The 12,432-nt window shown below is 33.8% G+C and carries 11 protein-coding genes; 9 read left to right on the forward strand and 2 right to left on the reverse strand.

All coding sequences use genetic code 11. The annotated features are described in order from the left end of the window. Nucleotides 1–40 precede the first annotated feature (40 nt). The 4 genes from PLX19_RS14185 (at nt 41) to PLX19_RS14200 (ending at nt 5,962) form a co-directional block, all read left to right on the forward strand. Nucleotides 41–1,975, forward strand: coding sequence for a chemotaxis protein CheA (locus PLX19_RS14185; RefSeq protein WP_272189300.1), 1,935 nt, complete (start codon nt 41–43; stop codon nt 1,973–1,975). 343 nt (nt 1,976–2,318) lie between these two features. After that, complete coding sequence (locus tag PLX19_RS14190) at nt 2,319–3,941, forward strand: flagellar motor switch protein (RefSeq protein WP_272189301.1); 1,623 nt, start codon at nt 2,319–2,321, stop codon at nt 3,939–3,941. An 84-nt stretch (nt 3,942–4,025) separates the two neighbouring features. Then, nucleotides 4,026–5,156, forward strand: a complete 1,131-nt coding sequence (locus PLX19_RS14195) for a hypothetical protein (protein WP_272189302.1) — start codon at nt 4,026–4,028, stop codon at nt 5,154–5,156. A 98-nt stretch (nt 5,157–5,254) separates the two neighbouring features. Further along, a complete protein-coding gene (locus PLX19_RS14200; RefSeq protein ID WP_272189303.1) occupies nt 5,255–5,962 on the forward strand; it encodes a hypothetical protein in 708 nt (235 codons plus the stop codon). A gap of 88 nt (nt 5,963–6,050) precedes the next feature. On the opposite strand, the gene PLX19_RS14205 is transcribed toward PLX19_RS14200, so the two are convergent. Together PLX19_RS14205 and PLX19_RS14210 are read right to left on the reverse strand one after the other, a co-directional pair. Further along, nucleotides 6,051–6,836 (reverse strand): CheR family methyltransferase, encoded by a 786-nt coding sequence (locus PLX19_RS14205; protein WP_272189464.1) that lies wholly within the window; start codon nt 6,834–6,836, stop codon nt 6,051–6,053. 173 nt (nt 6,837–7,009) lie between these two features. Beyond that, complete coding sequence (locus PLX19_RS14210; protein ID WP_272189304.1) at nt 7,010–7,507, reverse strand: flagellar motor switch protein FliG; 498 nt, start codon at nt 7,505–7,507, stop codon at nt 7,010–7,012. A gap of 138 nt (nt 7,508–7,645) precedes the next feature. Between PLX19_RS14210 and PLX19_RS14215 the strand changes: the two genes are divergently transcribed. The 5 genes from PLX19_RS14215 (at nt 7,646) to PLX19_RS14235 (ending at nt 12,420) form a co-directional block, all read left to right on the forward strand. Continuing rightward, nucleotides 7,646–8,110 (forward strand): YaaR family protein, encoded by a 465-nt coding sequence (locus tag PLX19_RS14215; protein ID WP_272189305.1) that lies wholly within the window; start codon nt 7,646–7,648, stop codon nt 8,108–8,110. Between the two features lie 15 nt (nt 8,111–8,125). Continuing rightward, entirely contained in the window at nt 8,126–8,578 is a 453-nt protein-coding gene (gene flgN / locus PLX19_RS14220; protein WP_272189306.1) for a flagellar export chaperone FlgN, read from the forward strand. A 19-nt stretch (nt 8,579–8,597) separates the two neighbouring features. Further along, a complete protein-coding gene (gene flgK / locus PLX19_RS14225; protein WP_272189307.1) occupies nt 8,598–9,896 on the forward strand; it encodes a flagellar hook-associated protein FlgK in 1,299 nt (432 codons plus the stop codon). A 302-nt stretch (nt 9,897–10,198) separates the two neighbouring features. Next, entirely contained in the window at nt 10,199–11,062 is an 864-nt protein-coding gene (locus PLX19_RS14230; RefSeq protein ID WP_272189308.1) for a flagellar hook-associated protein 3, read from the forward strand. A gap of 20 nt (nt 11,063–11,082) precedes the next feature. Next, nucleotides 11,083–12,420: a flagellar hook-associated protein 2 gene (locus PLX19_RS14235; RefSeq protein WP_272189309.1), complete on the forward strand. Its 1,338-nt coding sequence runs from the start codon at nt 11,083–11,085 to the stop codon at nt 12,418–12,420. Nucleotides 12,421–12,432: the final 12 nt, after the last annotated feature.

The raw sequence follows: 12,432 nt of genomic DNA on the forward strand, positions 1-12,432 counted from the left end.
TGAATTATAGGTTTTCAGGACGGACAGGTAGGGGATTGATATGCAAACAGACTTATTAAGTATTTTTTTCGAAGAGTCAGAAGAACATTTGCAAGCATTAAATGAAAATGTACTCACATTAGAACAAAGCCCAGAAGACACGGAAGTTGTTGGAGAGATTTTTCGATCTGCGCATACATTTAAAGGGATGTCTGCTAGTATGGGATTTACAGAGATGGCGGATTTAACACATAAAATGGAAAATGTATTAGATGAAATTCGCCATGGTAATATCGCTGTAAATGCAGATATTATCGATGTGATTTTTGAATGTATTGACAATTTAGAGAAAATGGTCGCAGATGTGCAACAAGGTGGCATGGGGAATATAGATGTTGCGAGTACAAAACAAAAATTAGAAGCGCTGCTTCATGCTGAACAATCTGCAGAATTAACGGATAACGACCTAGAGCAACAATTTGATAATGAGGTACTTTACGTTGTACATATTTCTATTCAGGAACAGGCAATGCTAAAGGCCGTACGCGCAATCATGTGTATTGAAGCATTAAATAACATTGGAGAAGTTACAAAAACAGTTCCAGCGGTAGAAGACATTGAAGCAGACTCATTTGATTTTGAATTTCATGTCCATATAGAAACAGATTGCAGTGAAGAAGAAATTAAGCAAGCTGTACTTCATGTATCTGAAGTTGAAAAAGTAGAAGTAAAGAAAATAAAGAACAATCAAGCAGTTGAGCATAAGGTGGAAGTTTCACAACAAGTATCAGTAAAGGAACCTTCTAAGCCACAAGCCAAAAATAAGAGTACGAAGGTTGAAAATCGTTCAATTCGTGTACAACTTGAAAAAATTGAACGGTTAATGAATATGTTCGAAGAAAGTGTTATTGAACGAGGAAGAATCGATGAATTAGCGGAAGCGATTCAAAATAAAGAGTTAATCGAGCATTTAAACCGATTAGGGGATATTTCAAAAGATATTCAAAATGTTTTGTTAAATATGCGAATGGTTCCAATTGAAACGGTCTTTAATCGTTTTCCACGTATGGTACGTATGGTTGCAAAAGAGCTTGGGAAGAAAATTGATTTACAGATTACGGGGGAAGATACAGAAGTAGATAAAATTGTTATTGATGAAATTGGAGATCCGCTTGTACATATCATCCGTAATGCAATCGATCATGGCATTGAAACTGTTGATGTAAGACGTAATGCCGGGAAAAGCGAAACAGGCACAATTAAATTAGAGGCGTTTCATAGCGGCAATCATGTTGTCATTCAAATCACTGATGATGGTAATGGTATTAATAAAGGAAGAGTACTGAAAAAAGCGATTCAAAATGGTGTTATTACAGAAGCGGAAGCAAATAAGTTAACAGATCGTGAAATATATGAACTTATTCTTGCACCTGGATTTAGTACAGCAGAAGTAATTTCTGATCTATCTGGCCGCGGGGTAGGATTAGATGTTGTGAAACATACAATTAATAGTTTAGGTGGACATGTAATTATTGAATCAGAAGAAGGGAAAGGAAGTAAGTTCCGCATCGAGCTTCCGTTAACGCTTTCTATTATTCAATCCATGCTTGTTCAGACAAATGAAACGCGCTATGCTCTACCACTTGGTAACATTGTTGAAGCAATCCGGATTAGAAAAGAAGATATTCAAACATTGAAAGAAAAAGATGTTTTAAATTATCGTAATCAAATTATAGAAGTAAAGCATTTAAGTGTTATTTTCGGTGAGAAGACGTTGGAAGATGCATTGGCTACAGAGGGACAAATGGTGCCAGTTTTAATTGTTCGTAATTCGCATCGTAGTTACGGGTTAATTGTAAATACGATTATTGGTCAAAGGGAAATTGTATTAAAATCACTCGGGGACTTTTTCGCTGATAGTGTAACATATTTTTCTGGTGCAACGATTCTCGGTGATGGACGAGTAGTCCTCATTTTAAATCCAGAAGGTTTATAACACGAACAAACTCCTCAATATATATGGTTGAGGAGTTTTAGATTATCAGATAGAGGACAGAGAGTTCTTTACAGTAATATTAGTAGAGAATATAGATGGTGAACTATAGACGATAAAGTTCAAATAGATTGGATTAAATATTAGCGGGGATGATGCCCCCTCCCGTTAATGAAAATGTTACGTGATAATTAATAGTTATTTTTATAATAAATCTGTTAAAATGTATGAAGTATAGTTGTTTTCTTTTGTAATTTTGTATTTAATTTTTATATAAACATTAAAATATTGAAATAAAAAAATGAAATGATGATATAGAGAAAGATTGATATAAGGGGGATAACCAATGTCTGAACAACATAGACAAGGAGACGGTGATACACTTGTACACGAGAAAAATAATTCGCAATTATTAACACAACAAGAATGTGATATTCTCGGAGAAATTGCAAACATATCATTTGGCTCAGCTTCTACAATATTGTCGACGTTATTAAATCGCCAAGTTAGTATTACGACTCCACGCATAGAAGTAGTAGATTTGTATGATACAAGCGAGGTTGAAGTTCCGCATGTCGTATTAAATATCCATTTTACAAAAGGGCTTGAAATGGAAAATTTACTTGTTATTAAGCAAGACGTTGCGTTAGCAATTGCTGATTTAATGATGATGGGTACGGGCGAAGTTGAAGATGGAAAAGAACTGTCTGAATTAGAATTAAGTGCTGTTAAAGAAGCGATGAATCAAATGATGGGGTTTGCAGCAACTTCGATGTCGGAATTTTTCCAAGATGTTGTAGATATGTCTCCACCGACAATTCAACTTGTTACACTTATAGAAGAAATGGAGAAAATGAATTCTATAGATGATAATAATAGCGGTGCGATTATCAAAGTATCATTTGATTTAAAAATTGCTGATTTAGTAAATTCGAAGCTTGTACAGATTGTCTCGATAGACAGTGCAAAGAAAATGATAGACAAGCTTATGCAATTATCGGGAAATGAAGAAGAAAAAGAGGCTCCGGCAGCAGAAGTATTAACACAAGAAGAGAAAGATGTGCTTGGGGAAATTGCTAATATATCAATAGGTTCAGCTTCTACTGTTTTATCGACCTTGCTGAATCAACCTGTAAATATTAGTACACCAAATGTGGAAATGATTAATATTCGCCAGTATGAAGATGTACCAGTTCCGTTTGTTATTTTAAATGTAGACTTCGTTGAAGGATTACAACATGAAAATATATTTGTATTTTCAAAAGAGGTTGCTTTAACGATGGTAGATTTAATGATGATGGGAACTGGTGAAATTGATTCAGAGCAAGAATTAACTGAATTGGAATTAAGCGGTGTGAAAGAAATTATGAACCAAATGATGGGGCATGCAGCGACAGCGATGTCCGAAATGTTCACAGAGAAAATGGATATTTCACCGCCAACAGTTAAATTTGTTACTCTTCACGAAGAAATGGAGAATAGGGGTACAGCAAGTAAAATGGATGAAATCGTCCAAATTACGTTTCAACTTGAAATTGGCAATTTAGTACATTCGAAATTGTATCAAATTTTGTCAATACCTGAAGCAAAGGAAATGGTAAAACGATTACTTCCGCCAGTAGAAGAGGAAGTAATCGAAGTGAAGCAAGAAGAGGTGTCTTTAATAAAAGAAGAGCCTAAGGTACAGTCTGTACAGCTGCAAGAAGTTTCTACTAATACAAATGTTCAAGCTAACACACATATAGAATCGAATATATTACAAAATGTAGAAGTGAATATGAAGTTTATATTTGGTAATACGATGAAAACGATTGAAGAGATTTTAAATCTACAAGAAAATGAAACGGTGCTACTAGATGAAAATATTGAGGAGCCAATCCAAATTTATGTAAATGATGTGTTAATAGCTTACGGAGAACTTGTAAATGTGGACGGTTTCTTTGGAGTGAAGGTAATCAAAGAGCTGTAATTCATCATGTAGGAGTTTGAAATGAAAAATATAAGGTGTTTTCTCAGCGTCTGGATCGTTTTACAGCTACTTATATTCTTTCCTGTGCATAACAGAGCAGAAACAACTGAGAGTTCTTCTGCTGCGAAACAAGAAAAAGATGAAAAAGTAGAAGAATATAGCGTGAACACAGAGGTAGGACGTGTTACTGTAAATACAACAAAAGTTGTTGTTGGACAAACTGTGCATATCACTATCAATCAGAAAGAATTAAGTGACCAAAAGAAGGAAGTAAATGATCAAAATAAAGAATTAAGTAACTCAAAATTATTAGGGTGGCTTCGGTTGTCCAAAACAGAACAACAATACGAACAAGAACGACAGTTATCTTTTTCATATGATGCAGAGATGAAAAAGTGGGATGCGGATTATACAGTTACTCCGTATGATTTAGAAGGAACTTGGCAACTTGATGTCCTAATGAGTAGTGATGGTGAACCTATAGAACAAAAAATAGATCTTATGCAGATTGAAAATAAAGAACCTCTCCCTGATAAAGAAGGATCAAAGGTGGAGGACATTATCGTTTTGGATCATGCAGAGGGCACAATTGAAATGAAGAATGGTGAACCGCTAATCATTCGTGTTAAGGCAAAAGATGTGGAATCCTCAGTTAAACAAACTGTAGTTCGAATAGAGGGAGAAGATGCTAATTTTACTTTTCCACTTCAATATGAGAAAAAAGAAGACAGTTGGATAGGAAAGTATGAATTTACTGAGACGATACCGACTGGTACGTACAAAATTATGATTGAACTAGTTGATGCAGCTGGAAATAAAAGCGTGACAGAAAGTAAGTATGTAGTTTCAGCGGTAGCAGAAACTGCGAAACAAGAAGAAACTGCGAAACAAGAAGAAACTATGAAACAAGAAGAAGAACCGAAAGAGCAAAAGCAGCAAGAAGAAACCTTTTCGCGAGAGGCAGCTATTACAATAACAGAACCTTCAAAGCAAAAGCCGCAGGATATTAATTTTGATCAAGTGGTAGAGGCGAAAGAGAAATCAAAAGTGGCGCATAATAAAGAAGCAGCCGAGAAAAAGAAAGAACATGTTAAGGGAAAAAAAGAAGAAAAGAATTCAACGAATGGAGTACATCCGTCGGATTTATTTGCTATTATATCTGGAGGATTTTTATTGTTTTTTATATTAAAAGGTAATAAAGAGTGGGGTTCATAACATGAAACGAACATCAGTAAGATTTTTTAGTTTTTACTGATGTTCGTTTTCATGAAATGTAAAAAAAAGCTGGAATGCTATAAAAAGGAGGCGTGTGTATGGAAATCAATCGAGTTACAATAGGAAAAAAAACGCTTGAACCATTACAACAGCCTTCCAATTTCGATAAAAAGGAAATAACTATAGAAAAACAAAAAAATGCAATTTCTTTTGCTATTGATCATCATATTGTTACAAAAGGAGAACAGATTGGAATTATATTATCAAATGTTCATGATGGAGAAGTTGTTGTGCATACGATTTTAAATGAATTAAAGTCAGTCTTACAATTGTTGCAGCAACTCCCAAACTTATTAGAGGAGAAAAATGGACAAAATGAGCAAATGTATCAAGAAATATTAAAAAACGTGCAGGAGCTTGTGAAAAATATACATGTTCGGCAAATTCCTTTATTAGATGGAACCTACGATTTTATTGAACTGCCAGTCTCTTTTCTGCAGCACGGAAAACAAATGATGATACCTTTACTAGATGTGGTTGCGCTTACCCATATGCTAAGGCAAGATTTTTCTAAAATAGAGATGGTTATTCACACGATAACAACTTATATGGCAAAAGTCTCGAATGATAGTGTATCACATGCAGTTACGCAGGAACGTGATGTTGGTACGTTGCGGGCATTAGCTGAAATGAGTATGACGCAGTTATCGCAACAGATGAAACAATTAGTGAAGGAACATAAATGGCCGATTGCGATCTTTTTTCTACTCATTTGTGTGATTTGTATATATGTAGTACAGAGGTAAAATTGGAACCAATAGAAAAGGTCGCTTTCATCATGAATAGCGACCTTTTCTATTGGTTTTTCTTATGCTAATTGTGGGCAGTTTCACTTTATATTTTTTCATAGAAAAAGGTATCAAAGCGCTGTAAGTGATAGCGTTCAGGAGTTAAAATTTGTTCTGTACTACCAACAAATAATACGCCGCCTTTCTTTAAGGAACGACTGAATTTCTCATAAATTTGTGTGCGTGCTTCCTCTGTAAAATAAATCATAACGTTTCGGCAAATAATTAAGTCGAAGTTTGTCTCGAATGATTGTAACAATAAGTCATGCTGCTTAAATGAAATTGGTTGTTTAATATCTGGTTGAATGTGATATACTTCGTCTTTTTTTGTAAAGTATGCTTGTTTTATATCGCTAGGTACTTCTTTTAAAGAACGATCATAATATGTGCCGCATTTTGCTTTTTCTAAAATGTTTGGATCGAGATCGGTAGCCAGAATTTCAAAGCGATATTTTGATAAAATTTGTGAAAGAATAATAGATAACGTATAGGGTTCTTCACCGGCTGCACAGGCGGCACTCCACATTTTTAATTTCCCGTTATTTTGCTGAATGAGTTTTGGCAATACTTTTGTCGCAAGAGCATCCCATCTTTCACGATTTCGGTAAAATTCAGAAACGTTAATTGTTAAATGATCAATAAACACAGCGAATAGGTGGGGATTATTTTGTAGTTCACGAATGAATTGAGAGTAGTTTTCGTGACCTCTTCGCAAAATGAAAGAATCGATTCTTCTTTTCATCCTATCTTGTTTATATAATGAAATATCGATATTGAAATGTTGTTTAAATTGTGTAATAAAATAGGTATAGTCCTGTTCTAGTAGAGTCATGGTATAAGCACAATCTTTTCTATTGTGCACCCTCCTTTTTTTGATATTCAAAGGTAACATAAAGTGTGTTTAGTAAAACCTTCTATCAATTCTTCTGATAGAAGGTTTATTTAAAAAGAATTTATAAACGTTAAAGATGGTTAGCTCCAGTATTTCATTTTTGAGCACTAGAATTACATCATGCGCATTTTTTGTTCGAAATTTTTTCTGGATTGCTCATTTTCGAGACCGGGTAAATCAAAAATAACAGCATTTGTTCCGGCTTCTTTTGCAACATCCACTGGAATGACTGACGTATGTTTATCGCCATTATAGAAACAAAGTACTAAATCTGTTTCTTCAATGATTTGCTTTACGAAAAACTTATACTCCGAACGATAAATTGATTCCCTTGGATGATTAAAAGAAGAAAATCGCGCTCCTTGTACTTTCAAATACGCCACAATGTCTTGGAATTCATCTGATAACAAATGTAATGGTTGTAATGTGTATAGCGATAAATTAGGAGCAAGACGCTCGTTTTCAACAAAAAATCGAAGTACTTCATTTTCAATAGATTTATAGCATAGTACATAGATCTGATGTTTATAAGCATATTCAGATAAGAAGTTTTTTATTTCTGCTTGATCTAAATTTGTTAATTGATTGGAACCACAAAGAAATATATTCATAAAAATCTGCCACCTCATCGTAAATTGTAACATATCTTCCGAAAAAAATAACTGCAAATTATCGTTTAACAGAGTATAATTATGAATAGATAGATTTTACGATGTAAATAATGATTAAAATTTAAATAGGTGATAAATATGTTACGTTTTGTACCAAACAATCTGGCTTTATCGCATATGCCAACTCCTGTACCAATTCAAAAGGAAGCAAAGGGGCAGTTCGGTCCTTCTTTTCTGAATAACTTACATGCTGATCCGAAAAAAGAAAAATTACTTGAGGAAATGGGGGCATTTGTCGATAATATTGGCGAAATAAAAGAAAAAATTGAACAGGAACTAACGTTGGATAACATTATGGAATATAAAAGTACAGTAAAGTCATTTTTGAATTTCTATGTCGATAATTTAATGCAGTATAAAGATGTATTAGCACGTCATCCACGTTATGGTTATTCGCAAAAAATGACAGTTGTAAAACAGGTCGAAAATGAATTAAATGACTTAGAAGACATTATGAATTTAGTAAACACAAAGACTGGACATTTAGAAATATTAAACCAAATTGGAGAAATTCATGGTTTAATTGTTAATTTAGTGTTGTAAGAAGGAGGTGATACTATGTACACAAACTTATATGAACAGCTTGTGAAAATTAAGGATGTATATGAAAATATTGGTATGCTTGGAGACCAAATTTTTGAGTGCTTACAGCAGAAAAAAATAGAAAACGTACAATCCTTACATGTGAAACAGCTTCAGTATATTGAGCAAGCAAAACAGTTATCACTTTATTTTCAAGAAACAGTAGAGAATTATTGTAAAGAAAAAGGCGCAAGCTCAATAAGAGTCCGTTCTTTATTTTCCTATTTTTCAGAAGAGGAAATTAGTAAAATAGAAGAATTACAAAAAACAGTGGCATTCATAGAAGAGAATATAAAAACGATGCTTTTAAAAAATCAATATTACTTAAACGTATTATTAAAAATTACAGAAGGTATTGTGGATTCCGTTTCCGAATTTAACATCGAGAAGAATCAAAATTCGCAAATTTTTATGAATGAGTTATTGTAGATAAGGGAGAAGTGAAAAAATGAGATTAACTGATTATAATACTTCGTTGTCGGGAATGTTAGCGGCACAAGTAGGAATACAAACAACTAAGCAAAACCTTTCTAACATACATTCACCAGGTTATGTTCGCCAAGTTGTGAATTATAGCGCTATTGGGGGCAGTCAAGGTTATACACCTGAACAACGGATTGGTTATGGTGTAAGGACTGTAAGTGTAGATCGTGTAACAGATGAAGTGAAGACACAGCAATATAATCAACAATCATCACAAGTATCTTATTACTCATATATGAATTCAACTTTATCACAGGTCGAAACAATGGTAGGCTCTACAAATGAAAATTCATTATCAAGTTTAATGGATAATTTTTTTAATGGATTTCGAGAAGTCGCGAAAAATCCTGATCAACCTAATTATTACAACACGTTAATTGCCGAAACAAATAAATTTACCAATCAACTAAATCGTCTTGCCAAAAATTTCGAACAAGCAGAATCACAAGTAGGAACAGATGCATTGCAACATGTAAAGGAATTTAATCGATTACAGAGCAGTTTAGCAGAGGCAAATAAAAAAATTGGTCAAGCGGGAGAGCATGCCCCAAATCAATTGCTTGATGAACGAGACCGAATTATTTCAGAGATGTCGCAATATGCGAATGTTGAAGTGTCATACGAATCTACTAATCCGAATATCGCGAGTGTTAGAATTGATGGGATGTTAATTGTGAGTGGACAAGATACGAATCCACTGCAGGTAAATACAATGAATAACAATATATCTGTTTTAATTTCCGGAAAAGAAATGCAGTTTCAAGGTGGTACAATTCAAGCAGCTATTGATGCAAAGAATACAATCGCAGGATATCAAGATCACTTAAATAAACTAATGGGTTCTTTAAAAGACAAAGTAAATACTGTAATGAATAAAGATTTCTTTGTTGGAACGAATGCGAAAGATATGCACTTGAATCCAGACTTTGAAAAAGATATTTCCAAAATGAAAATTTCTGTTGATACTGCAAATCAACTTGCAGGAGTAGGGGATATGCAGTATGCTGACGGACTTACGTACAAGCAGTCGCTAGATAAAATGGTTGTTCAAGTTGCAACAGATACGAATGCATCGGGAGACTATAAAACGATTCATGAAGATTTATTAAATGGAATTGAGCAAGAAAAAACAAGTTTAGAAGGTGTTAATATGGATGAAGAGATGGTCAATTTGATGACTTATCAAAAATATTTTGTTGCGAATTCAAAGGCAATTAACACGATGAACGAAGTATTTGATAGTTTGTTTTCAATTATAAGATAGATAAAACTCTATTCACCATGATTGAACATCGCTTACATATGAGTTAAAAAACTGACAGAAAACCCTCTTTTTTTAGGTGGACGAGAGCATCTGACTGCGCATAGAAGCGCTCAGGGTGTTTTCCTGCCACATGCAAAGTTTAAAACAAAAGGAGAAAGCAAGTAGTGGTCATGTTTTGCTCTATGTATCGGCGACTTATAGGAAGAAAGAAGAATATTTAAATATCATGGTGAATAGAAGTAATATACCTTAAACGAATAGAATAGTTACTGTTTGTTTAAGAAAATAGAAAGGGAGATTTTATGAGAGTAGCAACATTTCAAAATGCGAACTGGGCAAAGGACCAATTAATGCGGTTAAGTACGCAGCAAGTGTATCATCGTAATCAGGTGACATCTGGTAAGAAAAACATTCACATGAGTGAAGACCCGCTTGCTGCAAGTAAATCATTTGCAATTAACCATTCTTTAGCAAACATTGAGCAAATGAAAAAAGATTTAACAGACTCTAAAAATGTCTTAACGCAAACGGAAAGTACTTTAAAAGGTGTTTATAAATCTTTATCACGAATAAATGAACTTACCGTTCAGGCGTTAAATGGAACAAATGGACCGAACGAGTTGAAAGCAATTGGAGCAGAAGTAGATCAAATATTGAAACAAGTTGTGTATTTAGCAAACACGAAAGAAGAAGGCCGTTACATATTTGGTGGTGAAGGTGCACAGCAGCCGCCATTTGCTGACGATGGTACTTACCAAGGTGGAGCAAATGATGTTACATGGACATTGAATGATGGATACGAGGTGAAAGTATTTCGAAATGGAAAAGACTTATTCACACCAACAATTCAAACGTTAGTGAAAATGAAAGATGCAATGCTAAGTGGTGATCAAAAGGCGTTAGAACCATTAATGCAGCAAAATAAAGATAACTTAGGTAACGTGTTAAATCGTACGACAGAAGTTGGTTCGACAATGAATACATTAGATGCATTTAACGACATTTTAAATGAACAAAATATGGCACTACAAGAAAATAAAAAAGAAATTGAAGATGTTGACTTAGCAGCCGCTATTTCTGACTTATCATATATTAACGCAACGTACGAAGCAACATTAAAAGCGGTAAGTACAATGAGTAAAATAAGTATTTTAGATTATATGTAAAAAATGAGGAGTGAGAGAGAATGGCAGGAACAATTACAGGTATTGGTGGAGGTCAACAAATTTGGAATTTAGGTGATAACTTAATTGATACGTCACAATTAGTACAACTTGAATTGCAAACATTAGAAATGAGGAAAACGCCTTATAATAACCAAAAAAAACCATTAGCAGATGAAAGAGATGTGTATAGTAGTTTAAAAACACAATTTAAACCATTTGTTCAAACTTTTAAAGACTTAGCAGCTTTTAAGGGAAACCAAAAAAATGTGAATTTATCACAAGATGGATATGTGAGTATTCAAGCAAACGAATCCGCTATTACAGGAACGTTTAATATCGAAGTAAAACAATTAGCAGAACGTCATCAAATTGCAAGTGGGACAATTGCTGATCTTAATGCGAAAATCGGCGTAGATGAAACGATTAAAATTAACGGAAAAGAAATGCAACTTACAGTTGATATGACATATAAAGATATGATTAATAAAATAAATAATGGGGGTTATGGTGTATCAGCTTATACACTTGGAGATAAAATATTTGTATCTTCAACAAAAGAAGGTACAAGTGGGGCGATTACACTAGAAGATGGGGCAAATAATTTTCTGAAAAACAGTGGGTTTTTGATAACAAAAGTAGATGGTACGACGGCAATGAACGAAATAAACCCTGCGAAAAATTCGATATATACTATTAATGGTATAGAAGAAACGAGTGAATCTAATACAGTAGACAAGCTTCCAGGTGTAACAATTCATTTAGAAAAAGTAACTCCATTAAATCAGCCTATTAAATTTACGGTGGAAGATTCTAATATAAAAGACTCTGCAGATATAATAAAAAAAATGGTATCAGATTATAATAAAACTGTTTCTACAATGGATTTGTATGGTGGAAAAGGAGGTTCACTTCAAGGACAAACTATTATGCAAACGATTCGACAAGCGATGAATGACGCGGTGACGTTTGCGAAAGATGGAAAGTACTTATTCTCGTTTGGTATTGAAATGAATAAAGATGGTACGATGAAAGTTGATGAGACAAAATTAACACAAGCTTTAAAAGAAGATTCAGAAGCAGCAAAACAATTTTTCTTTGGAGCAGATGGAATCGGGAAACAAATGGAAGCTAAGCTCGACAAAATATTTGGTGATCAAGGTATAATTGGAGATCATGTAAAAGTGCTTGATGAGCAAATCACTAAATTAGACCGAAAAATTCAAGATATTGATTTACAAAATAAGCAAAAACAAGAATCGATTGTTGATAAATATTCAAAATTAGAACAGCAACTATCTATGCTGAATTATCAATTAAAATCTATCCAAGCAATGACGAAACAAAAGAATGAGGATTAAAGGAAATAGAAG

Source organism: Bacillus sp. BP-3, assembly GCF_028401955.1.
Lineage (GTDB): Bacteria > Bacillota > Bacilli > Bacillales > Bacillaceae_G > Bacillus_A.